The 20,673-nt window shown below is 50.8% G+C and carries 14 protein-coding genes; 7 read left to right on the top strand and 7 right to left on the bottom strand.

Going from position 1 to position 20,673, the window contains the following annotated elements:
- Positions 1–172 precede the first annotated feature (172 nt).
- The 3 genes from ABWW03_RS08570 to ABWW03_RS08580 are packed head-to-tail and all read right to left on the bottom strand — an operon-like array spanning position 173 to position 8,039.
- Entirely contained in the window at positions 173–4,015 is a 3,843-nt protein-coding gene (locus ABWW03_RS08570; RefSeq protein ID WP_353407676.1) for a response regulator, read from the bottom strand.
- 41 nt (positions 4,016–4,056) lie between these two features.
- Entirely contained in the window at positions 4,057–5,853 is a 1,797-nt protein-coding gene (locus tag ABWW03_RS08575; protein WP_353407677.1) for a putative bifunctional diguanylate cyclase/phosphodiesterase, read from the bottom strand.
- Positions 5,853–8,039, bottom strand: a complete 2,187-nt coding sequence (locus tag ABWW03_RS08580) for a two-component system response regulator (protein ID WP_353407678.1) — start codon at positions 8,037–8,039, stop codon at positions 5,853–5,855. The genes ABWW03_RS08575 and ABWW03_RS08580 overlap by 1 nt, the downstream gene beginning before the upstream one ends.
- Positions 8,040–8,375: 336 nt before the next feature.
- On the opposite strand from ABWW03_RS08580, the gene ABWW03_RS08585 reads away from it, so the two are divergent.
- From ABWW03_RS08585 to ABWW03_RS08600, 4 genes are all read left to right on the top strand, one after another.
- A complete protein-coding gene (locus ABWW03_RS08585; protein ID WP_353407679.1) occupies positions 8,376–9,401 on the top strand; it encodes an AraC family transcriptional regulator ligand-binding domain-containing protein in 1,026 nt (341 codons plus the stop codon).
- A 197-nt stretch (positions 9,402–9,598) separates the two neighbouring features.
- Entirely contained in the window at positions 9,599–10,774 is a 1,176-nt protein-coding gene (locus ABWW03_RS08590) for an acyl-CoA dehydrogenase family protein (protein ID WP_353407680.1), read from the top strand.
- Positions 10,775–10,795: 21 nt separating this feature from the next.
- Entirely contained in the window at positions 10,796–11,998 is a 1,203-nt protein-coding gene (locus tag ABWW03_RS08595; RefSeq protein WP_353407682.1) for an acyl-CoA dehydrogenase family protein, read from the top strand.
- 12 nt (positions 11,999–12,010) lie between these two features.
- A complete protein-coding gene (locus tag ABWW03_RS08600; protein WP_353407683.1) occupies positions 12,011–13,165 on the top strand; it encodes an acyl-CoA dehydrogenase family protein in 1,155 nt (384 codons plus the stop codon).
- Between the two features lie 48 nt (positions 13,166–13,213).
- On the opposite strand, the gene ABWW03_RS08605 is transcribed toward ABWW03_RS08600, so the two are convergent.
- A complete protein-coding gene (locus ABWW03_RS08605; RefSeq protein ID WP_353407684.1) occupies positions 13,214–13,897 on the bottom strand; it encodes an SDR family oxidoreductase in 684 nt (227 codons plus the stop codon).
- 51 nt (positions 13,898–13,948) lie between these two features.
- On the opposite strand from ABWW03_RS08605, the gene ABWW03_RS08610 reads away from it, so the two are divergent.
- Positions 13,949–14,647 carry a rhomboid family intramembrane serine protease gene (locus tag ABWW03_RS08610; protein WP_353407685.1) on the top strand — a complete coding sequence of 233 codons (699 nt, stop codon included), beginning with the start codon at positions 13,949–13,951 and terminating at the stop codon, positions 14,645–14,647.
- 33 nt (positions 14,648–14,680) lie between these two features.
- Here ABWW03_RS08610 and ABWW03_RS08615 read toward each other — a convergent pair whose 3' ends face one another.
- Together ABWW03_RS08615 and ABWW03_RS08620 are read right to left on the bottom strand one after the other, a co-directional pair.
- The gene (locus ABWW03_RS08615) at positions 14,681–15,397 is read right to left on the bottom strand and encodes a DUF3334 family protein (protein ID WP_353407686.1); all 717 of its coding nucleotides are present in this window, start codon (positions 15,395–15,397) and stop codon (positions 14,681–14,683) included.
- A gap of 138 nt (positions 15,398–15,535) precedes the next feature.
- Positions 15,536–16,417: a LysR substrate-binding domain-containing protein gene (locus ABWW03_RS08620; protein ID WP_353407687.1), complete on the bottom strand. Its 882-nt coding sequence runs from the start codon at positions 16,415–16,417 to the stop codon at positions 15,536–15,538.
- 125 nt (positions 16,418–16,542) lie between these two features.
- Between ABWW03_RS08620 and ABWW03_RS08625 the strand changes: the two genes are divergently transcribed.
- Positions 16,543–18,147, top strand: a complete 1,605-nt coding sequence (locus ABWW03_RS08625; protein ID WP_353407688.1) for a 5-guanidino-2-oxopentanoate decarboxylase — start codon at positions 16,543–16,545, stop codon at positions 18,145–18,147.
- A 33-nt stretch (positions 18,148–18,180) separates the two neighbouring features.
- Positions 18,181–19,368, top strand: coding sequence for a pyridoxal phosphate-dependent aminotransferase (locus tag ABWW03_RS08630; protein ID WP_353407690.1), 1,188 nt, complete (start codon positions 18,181–18,183; stop codon positions 19,366–19,368).
- An 80-nt stretch (positions 19,369–19,448) separates the two neighbouring features.
- Here the strand turns inward: ABWW03_RS08630 and ABWW03_RS08635 are convergent, their stop codons facing one another.
- Positions 19,449–20,588 (bottom strand): M14 family metallopeptidase, encoded by a 1,140-nt coding sequence (locus tag ABWW03_RS08635; RefSeq protein WP_353407691.1) that lies wholly within the window; start codon positions 20,586–20,588, stop codon positions 19,449–19,451.
- Between the last annotated feature and the right edge of the window lie 85 nt (positions 20,589–20,673).

Here is a 20,673-nt window from a genome sequence, read left to right on the forward strand (position 1 = left end):
TCCGTTTCAGAACAGAGCCACAGGTGGCCAAGACCACCGAAACCGGACATTCTAGGATTAATGCTGCAGGGATGGAAGGAAATTCAACAGCTATTATCAGGCAATGAGATAAGTTGCCCTACGCTTGGGACAAGCCACATTGGTGACTATTTTTTAGCCAGACCCAAAGAGATCAACCTGTATCGGCCGAGCGTGCTTCGGGCATAAGACAACTCTGAATCAACGACAGTAAACGATCAATGTCGACAGGTTTGGAGAGGTAATCATTGGCGCCAGCCTGCAAACATTTTTCCCGATCACCTTTCATGGCATTCGCAGTGAGCGCGATGACTGGCATAGTGTCCAACCCCTCCATACGGCGAATTCGCCGAATGGCCTCGTAACCATCCATTTGGGGCATCATAATATCCATCAGGACAAGCTCAATACTCTCTTCCTCCTCAAGCAGAGCCAGCGCTTCATGACCGCCCGGAGCCAGGTGGACCAACAAGCCTTTTTTACGCAATACCTTTGCCAAGGCGAAGGTATTGCGCATATCGTCATCCACCAACAAGACTGACCGGCCCTCAAGGCGTTTCTCCACATTCAACTCTTCCCCCTCAACCGAAGCGGAACCCATCTCGACAACACTCGCTGCACCTTCAAACCGCTGGTGCTCCTGTTTGATTTCATTGCTGCGGCAAACCAGGCTTGCAAAGGTCTGCACCTCATCCAGTAAACGTTGGGCCGAATCATCCGACTTGATAACGATTTGCTGGGTGAACCTTCCCAACTTATCCTGCTCATCGATAGTAAGATCCTGAGCCGTGTAAACGATGACCGGAGGTAGTTTGGGGGTATCATCACGCTCAAGCAGCATCAGCAAATCAAAGCCATTGGTGTCTGGCAGTCCTAAATCCAAAATCAGGCCATCGAATTGCTCACTCTCCAGTAATTCCACAGCGGCTTGGCCGGATGGCGCCTGAGTAAGACAGACTCCCTCCATTTTTAACAATCGCGTTAACGCCAGAAACGTCGCGTGATCATCTTCCACTACCAGCATCGACACGGTATTGCGCTCCGGGTTGACCAGCCTCTCAATCACATTTTTGATGCCGCCAGGAGAAGAAGGCTTCAGAGATTTACCCACGGCCCCCATAATCTGCATATCCGACAAGCCATCCAGGGCCGTAAAGATATGCACCGGTAAATCCTGAGTCGCCGCATTGGACTTCAACGCCGCAAGCACATCGCAACCATCCAGCCCTGGCAACATATAATCCAGAATGACTCCTTGAACCGGAAACGCTTCGGCCAATTGAATGCCGGTTTCCCCATCGTCCGCAATAATGGCCTGACAGTGCTGCTGATGACAGGCGTTGAGTAAGACCTTGGAAAAGGTATTGTCGTCTTCCACAATCAAAAGCAATGGCTTGGATGAATCAAGAACCTGGCGATCGTCTTTGCACTCGTCATAATGTGGGTCAATCGGAGGGGCTAAGGCAACCTGCTCACGGGTCAAAGCAGTGGGCCTGCTTTCCACCGGCGATACCCCCTCGCCAACCGGAATGTCCAAGCGGAAACAACTGCCTTTGTTAAGCTCGCTGTCGACGGAAATGTCGCCCCCCAACACCTCAGCCAACTTACGCGCGATAGACAAACCCAAACCCGTGCCACCATAGACCCGACTGATTGAGCCATCGACCTGTTGGAAAGCCTGGAAAATGTTGTGCAACTTGTCATCGGGAATGCCGATACCCGTATCACTCACCGAAAAGTTTATTCGAGCTTGGCCGCAGGCATCCGAAGACAAGTGTAAGCGCAATGTCACCGAACCTTGATCAGTAAACTTAATGGCGTTACCGATCAAATTAATCAAAATCTGATTCAACTTGGCGCCATCGCTATGAATATGCGATGGGACATCATCATCCCGAGAAATGCCGAACTCATAACCTTTTTCTCGAGCCATATGCTGGAAGCGGCTCTGGACTGAAAACAGCAAATCATCAATGCGGATGGTTTCCAGGTTCAGTTGCATTTTGCCAGACTCAACTTTTGAAATATCCAATATATCGTTGATCAAGCCCAACAAATGCTTGCCGCTTTCGTGGATAACCGTTGCGGATTCAACGTCATCCTCGTTCAGGTTACCCTCTTCGTTATCCATCAGCGAACGCGCCAATATCAACAAACTGTTCAGAGGAGTTCGCAGCTCGTGGGACATATTTGCCAGAAACTCTGATTTATACCGGCTGGCGGCTTCAAGCTCTCGTGCCTGACGTTCGGTTTCTTCCTTGGCAAAACGCAGCGCTTCCTGCTGTCGCCGCAACTCCGCGGTCTGTGCCTGACTCTGTTCTAACATTGTTTGAACTTGCAATCGTTGCTCAGCCGCAATCAATGCCAGACAAATACTTTCAGAGGAGTAATCCACCAGTTCCAGAGCACGGGCGTGGGCCTGGCCTAACCACGCCAGTTCAATTAATCCAATCAATTGGCCGTGATACAAAAGTGGAATAATCACCAAGGCGTTGGCGACACTTTCCTGCGTGCCGGAACGAACAACCATTTCAATATGTTCGTCTCCGACAGCGTTAACTGTGATGGCCTTACGGTCTTCCAGTGCCTGGCCAACCAAACCATGTTGCGCGGACAACCTGGTCTTCAACTCGGGCGCATCGCCCATTCCATAATGTCCGAGCAACTCTATATCGTTTCCAACATAGTAATAAATTGCCCCTGCCTGAGCATTCAACTGTTCCGCCAGCACACGAACCACGTTTTTTGACAGCAGCTGTTTGGACTGATCGGCTCCTAAAACTTCCGACAGTTTGGTCATGCTGTCTTTGTACCAAAGGTCAGCCTCCACAGAACTGATGGTTTCCCGCAAATGAGATACCATAATATTCAACGCTTTGCCCAGCTGAGTAAGCTCATGCCAGCGAGAATTGGGCACCTTGTGTTGCAAGTCGCCACGAGTAATTTGTTGCGCCGCTTTGGCCATTCTATTGATTGGCTGAATTATGCTTCTGGACAGGGCAAAGCCGGCCATACCCACAAAAGCAATAGCCACCGCTAACAACAACAGAATGTCGCGGCGATGGGAGTGCAGTTGACTGAAGGCCTCTTCCTCATCAATTTTCACGACCATGCCAATGCCTGCCGATTCTATCGGGTGCCACGCTGCCAGCACCCGTGACTGGCGGTAATCAAAAGAAGGCTCGACACCACTTTGTCCCGACAAGGACGCGCGCACCGGCCGAGCCCACCGGCCATTCAGATCAATACGTTTTTTAAAACTCGCCTCTTCAACATGCCGCAGAGGCGCCATCAGCAATGCCTGCCCCTGATGCAGTTTAGCGAAAACAATTTCGCCAGTTTCACCGATCCCCGTGTAATCTTGAGCGATATTCACCAGCTCTCGGTTGTCAAACTGCTTCACAATAATGGCGACTATCTCAGGGCCATCCATGATCCGTGCAGCAATATAAAATCCGAAGCTGCCCGGCTCATCAACATTCTCAACAAAAGGTGACATGACCGGATCGGTAGAACTCAAAGATCGATCAAACAGTTGCTGCAAGCCACCACCGAGATAACGCCCTTCATAAAGGCTCTGTCCAATAGCATCTCGATTCTGATCCTGATAAAGAATAACCCCGTTCAAATCAACCAGATAAAAACCGTGAAACCCATCTGCAGACTTAATCTCCCGAACAATATTACCCACGATGCGATTGTTCGCCGACAGAGGCAGATCCTGGCGGCTGGATCGTTGCGTCATTTCCCGGCGAAGATGTGAAATACTCGCCTGCAACACGCCCGATTGAGAGATCAACTTAATGCGCTGCCTTTGCTGCCGCTCATAGTCCTGCCAACGTGTCAATTTATGATCCGCAATTGCGGACAGGGAGTTACCCACCTCCTTATGAATGATCTCGGTATACACGGCATTGCTGATATAAACCAACGCCCCTAGAGGCAAGACGGCAATCAGGAACGAGGCGAGCATCAGTGTGATGTTCAATCGATTCATAATCACTCCACCATGGGAAAGAATGAAAGCTTCGAATACGCTCAGTTTTGATCAATCAGTTCAAAGGTTTCATGAGCATAGGAAGCCGTGATATACATCTTTAACTCATCACTGGTGATTGCCTGACTAAAATAAAACCCCTGGACATAGTCGCAACCGATATCCCGCAAAAACTCATACTGTTCTTTCGACTCAACGCCTGTAGCGATCACCTTCATATTAAAAATATGGGCAATGGCCATGACGGCACGAACAATTTTGTCCTGCCCCTGCTTACCCGGAAGCGCTTTAATCAGGGCTCGGTCGATCTTCAACTGAGAGGCCAGGTTGTTTTTCAAATAGTTCAATGCCGTCACATCCGCCCCGACATTATCTACCGACACACCTATGCCACAGTCTTTCAGATTTTCCAGCTGCTCTTTGACGGAATCAAAAGGGCGAGAGATGATTTTTTCTTTCACTTCGAGACCCAGAAATTCGTTCAACTCGTCAAGGGACACTGACTTCCCGATGGCGGCCAGCACGGGACTCAGAAAATCATTTACATTCCCACTGAAACCATTTTCACTGATCTGTGCTGTGGTAACGTTCACCATGACTTTGACTTTATGCTGGGTTTCCTTCCACCACTGCAAAGAGTCAGACAGAGCGTTTCCAATTACCCAATCCCCAATGCGATCAATCACACCACTGGATTCTGCAACCGGAACAAAAGTCGCCGGCTCGATCAAGCCCAACTCCGGATGCCGCCAACGCAACAACGCTTCTGCCGCGACCACGTCAAGGCTTTTTGTACAATGAATGGGTTGATAAAGCAGATACAACTCTTGGTGATCAATGGCCTGTTCAAGACAAGCCGCCATGGATTTGTATTCTTTCTCGCTCTCCGTTTGGCCTTCCACCACAAAGCGAAAGCAGTTTTTTCCCGCTTCCTTCGCGCGATACATGGCGCTGTCAGCGGCTTTAATAAGGCTGGTCGCGTCTTCGCCGTCCTCAGGGTACATGGCCACCCCCAAGCTCATGCTCAACTCTAGCTTGTGGTACAGCCACTGCATGGGCTTTGCACAAGCAGAAATAATGGACTGCAGCTTTGGAACGATGCAGTCCCGATCCTGAACATCGGTCATGAGAATAACGAATTCATCTCCCCCAAAACGGGCCACTGTGTCGGTTGGCCGCATCATATTTTTTAAACGGTGGGCAATTTCTTTTAAAACATAATCCCCGGCTTCGTGACCATAAATGTCATTGACGGGTTTAAAGCCGTCGAGGTCCAGAAACAGCACCGACAGTTTGCCACCGTAACGATCGACGCGTGACTTCCCTTGGACCAGATTATCCAGTAGCTGGCTGCGATTCGGCAGACCAGTCAACATATCGTGCTTAGCCAGATGGCGGATTTTCTGCTCCGCATCGCGACGATTTTTAACCTCTTGCTGCAAGCGCGAGTTAATTCGCCACATCTTGATAAAAACGTTGATCTTGGCGAGCAGAATCTCAGAATCAATGGGCTTGTGAATATAGTCCACACCGCCTGATTGATACCCTTTCAATTCATTCTGCTCATCGCGAGCGACAGCGGTCAGAAAGATGATCGGAATATGATGAGTGCGTTTTTCCTGCCGTAACAGGCTGGCGACCTCATAACCGTCCATCTCAGGCATTTGCACATCCAACAACACCAGGGCGATATTGGATTCGCCCAAGGCAATCTGCAAAGCTTCATTGCCACAGGACGCTTCCAGAACCTCAACATCATGTCGGTGTAACAGCTTTCGGATTGCGACGCGATTCAATTCTATATCATCGGTCAACAGAATTTTGGGAGTCTGTTCCATCAACACCTCTCCATACAATGTTCAGACAGATAGCTTTCGAATTGTTCGACAGGCATTGGTTTGCCAATGTAAAACCCTTGCATCAAGTCACAACCTGCCTGTTCAAGGAAGCGCGATTGCGCTTCGGTCTCAACACCTTCGGCAATCACCTTAAGATTCAGCCCGTGCGCCATCGCAATGATGGCGGTCACTAATGTGCTGTTTTCATTATCGTCCGGCAGACCGTTTACGAACGACTTGTCGATTTTGACGGAATCGACGGGGCACCGTTTCAGATAGCTCAACGATGAATAACCCGTTCCAAAGTCGTCAATCGACATACGAAAGCCCAGCTCATGAATGTCCTTCAACTGTTTCTCGGTGCCATCATGATCACTCAACAGCAAACGTTCCGTGATTTCCAATTCCAACTTGGCTCGAGCGTTCTTCTGACGGCCCTGATCTTCACGATGAATTCGTCTGACTTCCTCGAACAAACGCGTATCGTGAAATTGATTCACCGACACATTAATCGCAATACCGAGATCGTCACTGAATTCTTCGCGCCAGAGTCTGGATAGTTGTTCCGCTCGCCGAAGCACCCACAGGCCTATAGTGTTGATTTGGCCACTGGACTCAGCAATATCAACAAAATGCTCGGTATCCACCCAGCCCAAATCATCATCATGCCAACGCAGCAAGGCTTCCGCGGAAACGACGCGCCTGCTGCTGACATCGACTATCGGCTGAAACCACAGCTGCAACTGTTCATGCTCGATAGCCTTGTGCAGTTGTAATTCGATATGCAGGCGTTCCTGGGTACTCCGATTAATGTCTTCATCAAAAAAGTGATAGTTCCCAGGCCCCATTTCTTTAGCGCGATACATGGCTGATTCGGCATTCTGAATAGCCGCCTGGGGATCATCGTTCAGATCATCACCAAGACTGATGCCGATACACGCTGACATATGCACATCCTGGGCATTGATATTCAACGGCTCCTCGATGGCGGTGAGCAGCTTTTTCGCCATCGCAGCGGCCTCACTCGCATCACTGATACCTTGGGAAATAATCAAAAACTCATCACTACCGACACGCGCCACCGTATCCCCTGATCGCACCGTGTTTTGCAAGCGTGAACTGACCTGCACCAAAACACGATCCCCCGAGTCATGACCAAGGGTTTCGTTGATGCGCCGCAGACCATTGATGTCAATGAAAAATAATGGGCATATATGTTCATCACAACGTTCCTCGTTCTCCGCGAGGGAAAAGGCCTGACTGATCCGATCGAGGGCCAGTATGCGATTCGGAAGATCGGTGACTTCATCGAAGTTTGCTTGTTTTAACAGGCGACGTTCGTAGTCATGTCTCACTGTTGTGTCTTCTTCGATACACAGGAAATTGGTGATGTCTCCATCGGAGTCGTAAAGTGGAGACAGTGTGGTATATGACCAATAGAAGTTCCCATCTCGTTTTTGATTGTGAAGCTCACCACACCAGGATGTTCCACTCTCAATGGATTCGGCAATCGACTGCTCGACACTCTCAGGGTTGTAACCTGACTGATGGAAGCGCAAGCGTTCACCGATGACCTGGCGCATGGAATACCCGGTCATGCGGATAAAGGTAGGGTTTACAAATTCAATTCTGGCGGAGGCATCAGCAATGATCACAGATGCCGGGCTTTGCTTAACCGCTTCAGACAATTTCCGCAGGCTTTGCTCAGCCTTTGCCCGCACTCCCATTTCGACCTTCAATTGTCGGTAGTTTTCTTTCAACTGCCGATTCAGACTTTCCAGTTTTTGTTTTTGTTGGTGCAACTGGAGAAATACATTCACCTTGGAAGTGAGAATTTTTCGCTCCACTGGCTTTTCGATGTAGTCCACGGCACCCGAAACGTAGCCAAGAATTTCATACCGTTCATCTCGATAGGCCGCCGTAACAAAAATGATGGGCACGCAACGACTGCGTTCTTCGTAGCGCAGAAGCTCGGCGACCTCATAGCCATTCATATTGGGCATATTGATATCGAGGAGAATAAGCGCAACATTATCGTGCTTGAGCATCATCATCAGGGTTTCATCCCCCGAGGACGCTTCGATGATATCCGCATCAACGGTTTTCAATATCTGACGCATCGCAATACGATTCGCCAGCATATCATCCGTTACCAGAATTGCCGGACGTGGTAATGCTGCATTCACTAGACACCCTTTCCTAGTCCACTGCGCGGGAACTTTCATGATTCCTTTTTGTGCGCTAAACCAAAATTGTATTTGGTGCTTCACAGCTAACGCTGCCACAGCAATAAACGTCGACAGTTTTTTTGGCACCTTAAATTGAAGACTAGCCCAGCCATCGCTGATTGCAATTTCACCAGACGCTTAATCTGAATCAGCGTGAATGGTCGAATTTTTTAGTTGACCCGGCGGGCAATTTCCCACCAAAATGGAAGCTTTCAACGGGATAACATTCGCTCGGCTGTTCCTGAACGATGATCAACAATCTCCCCGTGACCCCTGAACTCATACGACAGTTACATGACAAGCATCGACCCCAGTTGGACCGTCTCCAGTCGCCAGGCATTGCTGTTTATGCAGCTGGCTGATAGTTTGGGAGTGCCTCGCGAGACTCTGATCGCCGATTGCGATCTGGATCCTATGTGGCTCGAAAACCCCGACATTCGAATCCCGGTCGCGGCTATTTATAAACTCGCCCGTCGTCTGGCCGAGCTGAGCAACAATGAAGACATTGGCCTGTTGGTAGGGCGTGTAAGTTATTTGAACCTCGTTTCCCTGATACTGTATCTGCCGCGAATCTGCGACAACCTGCGGCAGTGGCTAAACATGATGCCCAGTGTCATGGAAATGCAAGGTGATATCGGCGAGTCCATTGTGATTCGCGAAGGGGAAAGTATTCGAACTCAGTGGAACCCCTTATTAAATAATGAAGAGAGCGGGCGTTATTTTGCCGACATGATTCTGAGCTCATCCGTTTGCCTCTTGCAATCCGTTTGTATTCACCCGGTGACTATCGAAAAGGCTTATTTTTCTTACCCCGAACCCCAGAATATTGAGTTGCACCGCACTTTATTTGGCGAGAATCTATTCTTTGAACAGGCCTTCAGTGGCCTCTACTTCAATATCGAAGCGCTGGACTACCCTCTGGTGAAGCCACTGGATTCTGCAGCCCTCAATTTGCACGACAACATCTTGGCTTCAGTGGACAAAGACAGTGGTGATGGATTCCTGCGGCAAATGCGCCGCTCGATTGTTAAGGCCTTGCCCAGCGGCGCAATGAGCATTGACAGCGTTGCCGATGAACTCAGCATTTCACGCCGCACCCTGCAGCGTCGGCTCGCGGAGCGCAATACACACTTCCTTAATGAGGTGCAGGATCTGCGGTCTGCTATCGCAACACGTTTGCTGAAGGACCAGCAAATGGGGATCACCGAGATTGCCTTTCTGCTGGGCTATGCTGATTCCTCCTCGTTCTCTACGGCTTTTAAGAGCTGGCACGGCTGCTCTCCGAAGGATTACGCGCAACAGCTTGAGGAATCCGTCTAGCGGGTAACACACCTTCCAGTCAGCCCTAATGATCAACCTCATCTGCCCCACCCTCTGGATTGGCACCTATGCCAAATTGTGTGGCACCAATTCCAATGCAAGTCCCCAGCCCGACCTCTAAGATTCAAAGTCACTATGCCTGAAACGGGCCCGATTGCCCGATCGGGACACGACTTAGACCACCAACGGAGAAGACCATGTCTTTAGACTTCGACAGCGCCCGCCTGCACAACCCTTATATGACCGAAGACCATGAAGCCTGGCGCAGTCAGTTGCGTAAATTTCTGGATACCGAAGTTGCGCCCTATTTCGACGACTGGGACGAAGCTGGCAAGATTCCCGATGAAATGTGGAAGAAAGCGGCCGATGTAGGCCTGCTGCAACTGGGCTACCCGGAAGAATACGGCGGTATCAGCGAAGGTATTGATCTTTACCATGGTCAGATCGTCAATGAGGAATTAGGCCGCATTGGCTCTGCCGGCGGCATCGCCAGCACCCTACTGGTTCATGGTATTGGCCTGCCGCCCGTAGTGAATTTCTCTCAGGAGCACATTAAGCAGGACGTAGTACCCAAGGTTCTCAGCGGCGAGAAGCGCATTTCTCTCGGTATCACCGAACCCGGTGGCGGCTCAGATGTGGCTAACATCAAAACGACGGCTCGTCGTGAGGGTGATTACTACATTGTGAACGGCAGTAAGACCTTTATTTCAGGCGGCATGGGTGCCGATTGGATCAGCACCGCGGTACGCACCGGCGACGAAGGTGCCCTCGGGGTTTCAATGTTATTGATTCCAACCCACCTTGACGGCGTTAGCCGCACCCCCCTCGACCGCAAACAGGGTTGGTGGTGCTCCGATACCGCGACGATTTACTACGACAACGTTAAAGTGCCCGTTGATCACCTGATTGGCGAAGAAGGCCACGGATTCCTGGTCATCATGAATAACTTTAACAGCGAACGCATGGCGATGATCGTCAATATGGAAGCCTGCGCCCGATGCTGTCTGGATGAGGCCGTAAGCTGGGCCAAAGACCGTATGACCTTTGGCAAACCCTTGTCTAAGCATCAGGTCATTCGTCACAAAATCTCTGAGATGAAACAACGCATTAACGCGACCCAAACCTATATTCAGTATGTGACGCGGGAACTGTCGGAAGGTCGCGGCGATTTCGGCGATATTGCGCTCCTGAAAGTTCAGGCCAGTGAAACTATGGAATTCTGCGCCAGAGAAGCCAGCCAGATTTTAGGCGGCGCATCTTATCTACGTGGCTGTAAAACAGAACGTATTTATCGTGAAGTTCGGGTCAACGCCATAGGCGGTGGCTCAGAAGAAATCATGCGCGATCTCGCCTCCCGTCAATATCAACTGTAAGCGGCTCAATAGGAGAACACTATGCAAACCGATGCAAACACCCTGGCGGCCTTTCGTGCCGAAGTCTCCCAGTGGCTAACAGACAACATTCCCGCTGACCCAGGTTTTTTGCTCCCACAATCCTTTATGGAAGTTGGAAGTGAAGAACAATTGGAATTCCTGATTGCCTGGCAGAAAAAAGTATATGAAGCCGGTTACCTCGGTATGGCCTGGCCCGAAGCGTATGGCGGCGGAGGGAAACCACAGGTGTACCAGGACATCGTCGATGAAGAATTGATGAACCATAAAGCGCCGATCATTTTTAATGTGATCGGCCTCGGCTGGGCCGGCCCTTTGATTTTGGACGTGGGCACCGAAGAAGAAAAGCAGAAATACATCAAAGGCATTTTGACCGCCGACGACATTTGGTGTCAGGGCTTTTCCGAACCGGATCACGGTTCAGATCTTGGTAATGCCCAAACTCGTGCGGTGCGCGATGGCGACGACTACATTATTAATGGCAGCAAGATCTGGACAACGTTTGGCAACTACGCCAAATATATGATCCTCCTGGCGCGCACAAACCCGGACGCGCCGAGCAAATACGCTGGCCTGTCCTTTTTCCTCTCCCCCATGCACGCCGACGGCATCAGCACCAGCCCCATTCAGAAAATCACCGGTGAATATGGATTCTGCCAAACCTTCTTCGACGATGCGCGCATTCCAGCATCCTGCTTAATGGGCGAAGAAAACCAGGGTTGGAAAGTGGCAATGCGCACACTGGAATATGAGCGCAGCGTACATGGTGGCCAAGCCAGTACCTACAAGTTCTTACCGATTGCCATGGCCGATTTACTGAACACCTGCCGCACCATCGAACGAGACGGCCAAGCCCTGCTGGAAGACCCGGTCGTGCAAGATCAATTAGTGCAATTTTTGATTGAGGAAAAATCTCTGGCACTGATGAAAGTTCGTGGCGATATACCCCAACTGTGTACGGATTATCCTTTCTCGCTCGCCTTGAGCGGAAAGCTGGTGGCCACAGAGCTGTTCCGCCGTGCTCGACAATACGCCATCAGCCTGCAAGGCGGCAAAGGCGGTTTATACGTTGGCGACCAACAGGCGATTGAAGGCGGCGTATGGCAACGTGGTTATTTTAATAATTTTTCCGCCACTATTGGTGGTGGAACCAGCCAGGTACAAGCCAACATTATCGCCGAACACGCACTAGGCCTGCCCAAATAAAAGGAGCGTAAGATGACGTTTATTAATATCGAAGCCAATACTGACATGCGCTTCAGCGAAGACCAGCAGATGATTCAGGAAGCCGCACGGGGATTCTGCCAAGACAAATCGGATATCGAAACCGTTCGAAAATTGCTGCCCAGCGAAGCCGGATTTCAAGCCAACGTCTGGCAGGAAATGGTTGATCTGGGTTGGTTGGGCATATGCATTGAAGAGAATTATGGAGGCTCCGAACTGGGCCTGGACTGCCTGGTTCCCATTGCCGAAAGCATGGGGCGTCAGTTATTAGCGACGCCCTTTTTCTGCAGCACCCTAGCGGCGCAACTTATTCAACGTGCCGGCAATGAGTCACAGAAGGCCCGGTACTTACCCAGGATTGCCAATGGCACCGTAGCAACACTCGCCCTGTTGGACAACGAAGACTGGGGAGCAACCAGCAGTCAGTGCACATTGAACACCGAGCTTCCGAACAGCGACCTTCAAATTGATGGTCGCAAACAGTTGGTTGAAGCAGGCGCGCAAGCGGATATTTTTATTGTTCTTTGTCAGCAAGGTGAACAACAGCGTCTCGCCATCGTGGAACGCGAGCAGCTTGATGATGCCGCTATTCAGGCGCACACATTGATCGATGAAACCAAACGCGCGGCCGCCATTGAGTTCAACCATGTGCGCATTCGAGAAGACCAATTATTGGATGCTTCGGCAAGTGACGCACTGAATGATGTCAAACTGCTCGGCGCTCTGCTCACTGCCGCTGAATCTGTAGGTGCCACAGCGTCTTGTCTGAATTTAACCGTGGAATATCTCAATACCCGCAAACAATTCGGCAAACTGATTGGTTCATATCAATCTCTTAAACATCCGGCAGTCGACATTTTAAATATGATGGAAGGTGCTCGCTCCCAGGTGTATCACGCCGCGACCTTATTGGCCGACAACCTGGGGAAACTCACACGAGACGCTGAAATTGCGTGTCGCATGTCCAAAGTCACAGCGAATGATGCCCTGCTGTTTGCAGGCGATCGAGCCGTGCAATTTCACGGCGGCATGGGTTTTACGTATGAATGCGATGCTCAACTGTATATTCGCCGTGCTCAGTGGGGCCAACAACAATTCGGTGACTCGGCCCACCATCGCAAACGATTGGCCCCGCTCCTCTTAGCATAAAGAACCAAGCCGCCCAACGAAAAGGGCCAGTGTTAACTGGCCCTTTTACTAACTGTTCGTCGCCCAACCACCCGCGAAAGGCACCGCCTGCCCAACAATGTGTGTGTTTTGTTCCGACGCCAGAAAAGCCATAAGATTTGCCGTTTCCTGAGCCTCGGCACAACGCCTGGTTGCAAGCTGCTTCAACTCCTCCTGAAACCTTGGATTCTCACGTTTTTCCTTTGGGTAGTAATCTTCATTTTCAACATAGTTTTGCGCAATCGCATTAAACTGCACCCCCGCTCTTGCCAGTTCACTCCCTGCCGAACGAACAAACGCGTTCTGGGCACCACGTACGGCCGAATAGGCACTGGCCCCATAAATCGCCCGCAGAGGGGCGGCACTGGTAATCGCCACGATCTTACCGCGCCCCTTTTCTTTCATCGGGCCTGCGAATGCCCGAACCACTCTCATGAAGGGATGCAAAATCTCATCGCACAATCCAAACCATTCCTCATCGGCAATATTTTCCACTTTATTCGGGCGCGGGTTCGCCCCGAAGTTGGCAATTAAAATATCGGTATCCCCTGCTGTCGCGAGTAAGGCTTCGATTGCTTCCTGGCTGTTCAAAGCCTCCGACCAAGCCAGCACATCGGCACCTTCAGAGCGAAAATGCTTGACGGCAATCGGCCCCATATAACGTTCGCAATCTGTCACAACGACACGCTTGTTACTGAATTCGTTCTGTTTCATTATGATCTTGTCTTGTTGAACTTGTTAGTCGGCGCCCATATATAGGAATGTATGGAACAATTTAAGAGAAGCCAGACCATGACGGCGGACATCAACCGTCGCTCAGCCAGCCTGCCGCGAGCGCTGTTGTTCAGCGTTCTGTTTTGCGCGGCTCTTCTCGCCGGCTTTGGAATCTGCCAGTTGTTGGATATTAGCATGCCGAGGCTGGGCATATACCCCAGGAATACTGACAGTTTATTGGGCATTATTCTGGTGCCCTTGTTGCACGGTTCCTGGTCCCATGTAATCAATAATGTGTCAGCCTTGCTGTTGTTGATGGCAGGCCTGTATCTGGGTTATCCGCGCAGTCGTTGGTATGCCCTAGCGGTTATCTGGATCGGATCAGGAATACTGACCTGGATATTTGCCCGCGACAGCTATCATTTCGGCGCAAGCGGGCTCAGCCACGGACTGTTTTTCTATCTGCTGCTGATCGGGCTGCTTAGACGTGACAAACGGTCGACAGCCCTACTGATGATCGCCTTCTTTCTGTATGGCGGCATGTTAATGAGCATCTTTCCAGGCGAACCCGGCATTTCTTACGAGCTGCATTTGTTTGGTGCATTCATGGGAGTGTTGATGGCCGTCCTCATGCGCCATCGCGACCCACTGCCTGAACGCAAACGCTATTCCTGGGAAGAAGAGGATGAGAGTGATCTCGATGAAGATCCCTATTGGCTCACCGATCAGGGCGATAAAAAAGACCCTTAAAAGAGCCGTGCCAGCGTCGCGAACCGCAACGCATTAGAGGCCCAGTTCGCTGAGTAAGGCATCGCTGTCATTGGCATTAGCCGCACTGATCGCAGGCACTTCCGCCTGCTCCACCTGGCTCTGGTGGCCAGCAATAACCGCATCTGGGTCGTGGGCATCACGGGCAGTGTAATCGGCTGTCGCCACAAACTCCGTGTCATCCATGGAATATTCCAGATAAAAGGTATTGTTGTTATTGGTGTAAAAGGCCACACGTTTGGTAATGGGGGTCTGCAAGCCCGCGTCGATAGAGATAGTCAACTGACGCCCCGACGTCAGCACCTTCGGCTGGCTTTGATCCACACAACTTTGCAGGCGCATATTGACCTTATTGATAAAGTCGCCCACGATTTGATTCATCAATTCACCAACAATGTCGGATACCTCATCCGAGGTGTACTGCACTGCCAGGCTGGATTCATCCATACCCATGCTGAGCATATAATCCTGATAAATTTCCATTGCCGCATCAGCGCTGAAATTCAACACTACCAGGCCCGTAAAACCACCCTCAAATACCACAAAGCCGGAGATGTCCGGTTTCAGACTGGTATTTTGAATGGATTGAATCATCTGGGCATGACGAACGGGTTTATGGCAGGCCGTCGAAAGCACACTGGATACAGAGCCGCATAACTCCAACAAGATGTCTTCCGGGCCAACGACTACTGTGGCCATTTCCGGGTTACTGGCTTCTGTCATACTGCTCATACACGTTCCTTTGGGTGCTATCGGCTCTTATCGAATACTCTCTAACCTCGTTCTATCGGCTGCCAGAGCAAAGAGTTGACCCTGTATTGGATTAATTTTTCTCCTAAGCATAGTCGGCAAGCTTGGTTTTGCCAGCGCTTACAAACCCAGCAGCCATTGTTTTACAGCATTTACCGCTAGATCCTCGCCGAAACGTTTAGGACGAACCACGAAATAACGCTCCTCACAGGGAAGGGATTCCTCGCAAGCAAGCACCAACTTACCTTCCTGGATTTCTGCGGCTACAAAATAATCCGGCAGAATCGCCAAACCCAGCCCTTGGGCCGCGACCTGCTCAATCAAACTAAAACTCTGCAAACGCGAACCGGGCAAGGCATCAATCTCATGCTCAGCCAATCCGGCCTCTTTCAGCCAAGCGCCACTGGAAGAAGGCCTTGAAGTATGGTGCAACAGCGGGAAACGCAGAGCATCGCGGGGCTGTTTGATCTGCCCAAATTGCTGCAACAAAGACGGTGCGCACACTGCCACCAAGGTATCAGCCATCAAAAAATCCGCGTCCAGGTCCGGCCAATCCCCCAACCCATAGAGAATGGCAATATCGTAGCTGTCGGGTTCGTGATAAAGCGTCTCCATATCGGTCAACAGTTCAATGTCTAACTCTGGATGCCGTTGCTTGAAAGCTGTCAGGCGGGGCACCAGCCAGCGGCTGGCGATCGCCGGTTCAACACCCAAGCGCACCCGCCCCGAGACCTTACCTTGCAGTTTCTGGGAAGCATTATGCAATCGGCGCAACAATTCACGAACTTCCTCCCAATAGGCTCGGCCACGCTCGGTGAGAAACAAACGTTGTTTTTCCCGGCGAAACAATTGCACCTCCAGGCCCGCCTCAAGACTAGATATCTGGCGGCTTACGGCGCTTTGAGTCATATTCAAACGCTGGCTGGCGGCGGTGACACTCAGCAATTCTGCAACCGCGTCAAAACATTGTAATGCCTGTGTGCTGGGTAGGTACTTAGCCATAGACTTCATGAGTTTTTGGAATGAACTGTGAAGAATAAATCGTTATCCAAAGCCTGCCAAGGCTTCTATGCTTAGATTCTGCTCAGGTGTATACCCCACCTGGAACATAGTATTGGAGAAATCTCATGAATACAGCGGCTCAGACCGGCGGTGTACTGCTGGCCAGATTGATGGAAGCCTACGGCATAGACACTGCCTTTGGCATTCCAGGTACTCACACCATCGAGTTGTATCGAGGCCTGCCACAAACCAATATTCGCCACGTCACTCCTCGTCACGAGCAAGGTGCCGGCTTTATGGCCGATGGCTACGCTCGGGTCAGCGGACGCCCAGCCGCCTGCGTGACAGTGTCCGGACCGGGCGCGTTGAACATCGCAACCGCGATGGGCCAGGCTTTACAGGATTCCGTCCCCATGTTGGTTATTTCAGCAGACAACAATCGCCATGAAAAAGGGCTTGGTGAAGGCCGCCTTCACGAAACCGCTGATTTACAGCGCGCTATGGAACAGAGCAGCGTCTGGGCCCACACGGTGTCCCGTGTTGATGAATTGCCGATGATTCTCGCTCGCGCCTTTGCCATTTTTCACAGCCAACGACCTGGCCCAGTTCATCTCTCCATGCCACTGGATGTGATTACCGCCGACGCCAGTCACGTCGCGGTTGAAACCTGGCCATTGCCGAGCCGTCCCGGTGCCGATAACAACGCCATTCAAGCCGCTGCTGATCTGTTATCCCAAGCCAAGAATCCCGTACTGGCACTAGGCGGTGGTGCAGCGGATGCGGGAGCGCTGGCCGTGGCGCTGGCCGAAAAACTCGATGCCCCCACGACTGTGACGCACAACGCCAAAGGCATCTTACCTCCCGAGCATCCCTTGTTGATTAACAGCAGTCCAAGCTATCAGGCCGTACGCGATCTGTATCTGAACGCCGATGTCATTCTGGGCATCGGTACTGAATTCGGCGAAACTGATTACGACTTTTTCTTTGATGGCGGCTTTAAGCTCGGCGGCAAACTCATTCGCATTGATATCGACAGCACTCAACTGTGCCGCAATGCCCGCCCCGATATCGCCATTCAATCCGACAGTGCTGCGGCCATCACGGCTCTATTGCCCAAACTGGAGTTTACTGCTCGCTCCGGCGCCCAGCGCAGTCTGGCAATTCGTGAAAAACTCGCGCCAAGCGTCGACGCCGACTACCAACGGTTTTTAGACGCTTTGCTGGAAGCGCTACCAGAAGCGGCCATCCTCGGCGATTCCACGCAACCTACTTATTTTGCCGCAGCACAATTGCAAACGCGTAAAACTCGTCGTTTTGCTTCCGCCGCGACAGGTTATGGCACATTGGGCTATGCCCTGCCTGCCGCGTTCGGCGCCAAACTGGCAAAGCCTGAGTTGCCAATCATCAGTTTGATCGGCGATGGCGGTTTGCAATTCACCATCAACGAATTGTCCACAGCGGTCGAAGCACAACTGCCCGTCGCCATTGTGGTATGGAACAACCAACGTTATGAAATGATTGCCCAGAATTTTAACACTGCTGGCATGGAGCCCATTGCTTGCGACATCCACACCCCAGACTTTCTCGGTATTGCCAAAGCTTATGGTTGTCGCGCAGTCCGAGCTGAAAATATACAACAGCTTATCCAACAACTGCGTGAACATACCGAACACGCTTTGCCAACGGTAATTGAAGTTCGCGAAGCAGATTTTTTAACCCCGGTTTCCTAAACTGAATACACAAGAGATTAAGAGCGCATCGTCATGACATTCAATGCCCCTATCAGCCAACTGTCCCAGCGTCTAATCGAAGAATCTTCCGGCGTATGGGCTGTACACGATCAAGCCTGTGAACAGTTTGCAAATGGTGAAGACGTTTACTTGCTATCGGTTGGTGACCCTGACCTCGCCACCTTACCATCCACTATCCGCGCCACGATCGACAGCCTTGAAAAAGGTCGGACACATTACGCGCCAGGGATGGGAGAGAAAAACTTACGCCAGATCATTTCTGATATCGAAATTAAATCATCGGGCAAGCACTGCGACCCGAGCAATGTGGTTATCTTCCCTGGCGCCACCAATGCAATCTATACGGTTATGGCCTGCCTCCTGAATGCCGGCGAAGACGTGATTGTCGCGGAACCTATGTACGTTGGCTACGAAGGTATTTTCAAAGCCCTGAACGTCAATGTTGTTCCTGTCGAACTGGATGTCGAAAATCACTTCGAACTGGATGTCGAGCGCGTTAAAGCAGCCGTCACTGAAAAGACCCGAGTGGTATTTATTAATACTCCGGGTAATCCTGCGGGCAACATGATCAGCGAATTTCAGTTAAGAGAGCTGGCCGAATTCTGCCTGGAAAACAATCTCTGGCTGGTTTGTGACGAAGTCTATTCCATGATTACTTTCGACGAACCCCACACTTCCTTACGAAAGGCCGCCGCCAATCTGGACAATGTGGTGATCATTGATGGTTTATCTAAATCCCACGCCATGACCGGATGGCGCCTTGGCTGGACCGTGGCCAGCACAGCGTTTTCCCAGCGCCTGCTGGATTTCACATCTTCAACTATTTTTGGCTGCTGCCAGTTCGTTCAAGACGCCGCCGCCTTTGCCTTGACCAACGACGAAGAGTACATCCAGGGCGTTCGTGAGGAATACCGCCAACGCCGAAACTATGTTTGCGAACGTGTCGAGCGCATTCCTGGCATATCCTGTCAGGTCCCCAAAGCAGGCATGTTCGTTATGATTAAAGTTGATGAGCTGGCCGAAAATGGATTGCGTTTTGCAGAAGATCTTTTAAAGAAAGAAAAAGTCTCCGTACTTCCAGGGGTCGGCTTTGGCCAGAGCACCACCCACTATGTGCGCGTTTCACTCGCCCAACCAATCAATGTTCTGAAACCGGCTTTCGATCGTATCGAACGCTATGCCAAAGCTTTGCTTGGATAATCAACAGGCACCATTCAGTCCCCCCAATACAAAAGGTGATTGCCGACCGGCAATCACCTTTTTTCAAACAACACCCAATATCAGCGTAAATCAGGTAACAACTCAGCCATCAATTCCAAAGTCGACACACCCAGATTTCTGGAACGCTCAGGCGACCACCCCTCTTTAGCATCAGGAATATTGGCATTGTCTTTAAAGGGCATTTCGATGGTGAAAGACAAACAGTCAAAACGCTGCCCCACTTGATTACACGCAATTCGCAAATCAGCCTTACCCGGTTCATCTTTATCGTACCCGTATACCGATTGGAAATCGGGATTGATTTCCTGATAACGGCGACGGAAGCGCTCTTCAAGTTCCTGCAAACGCAGTGAATAACCCGGATTGCCCTCACAACCTGCCGTGAAAACATATGGCAGCTCTTCATCACCATGGATATCGAGAAACATATCAACGCCAATCTTGTCCATGGCATTGCGAACCATCAACACTTCAGGACTGCTTTCTTCACTCGGGTCCTGCCAAGCGCGGTTCAAATCGGTGCCCGCACCGTTGGTACGCAAGTTACCCGCCCAAGAACCATCCGGGTTCATATTGACCACAAAATAAATGTCAGCACCCGCCAATAAGGCCTCATCATTCCCGAAGGTAAATAATGTTTCGAGCAGGCCTTCCATAAACCACTCAGCCATGGTTTCACCAGGATGCTGACGGGCAATCAGCCACAGTTTACGCTTGTGAGTTGACGGTTCACCTGCAGAAAATTTGAATAATTCAACACTATGGCCATCGACCGTCGTACAGGAATCAATTTGCTCACAACGATGATGCTCGGCAATGGAAGCCAGCAATGCTTGATGACGGGCTTGATCATAGGGCGCAAAATAAGAATAAAAGACTTGCTCTTGCTCCGGACGGTGCTGCCACACCAATTGGCCTTCTTGATATTCTGCCGGAATCCGGAACCAGGACTCGCGATCATAGGACGCGACGACATGATACCCTTCCCAAGCATCGCTGTAGGACGCCTTTTCTGCATTCTCCAAACTGAAACCCAGCTGTTGGCCCACCTGAGCGGTTACCGAAAAGTAGAACCACTGAAAGTAATCGGCGGCAATATCACGGCGAATTTCCAGGCGAATGCACTCGGCTTGACTCGCGTCTTTAACAACAATATTGCCACCATCAAAATCACTGGCAATGGAAACGGCTGTACTCATAGTATTCTCACTTAGTTTAGAACGGCGCTAAGGTTTTATTCTGGCACTTATTATTGCGCCATTCTCATCTTCGGCTTATTTGCCT

The sequence above is a fragment of the Pseudoteredinibacter isoporae genome (genome assembly GCF_040372805.1).
GTDB classification, from domain to species: domain Bacteria; phylum Pseudomonadota; class Gammaproteobacteria; order Pseudomonadales; family Cellvibrionaceae; genus Pseudoteredinibacter; species Pseudoteredinibacter isoporae_A.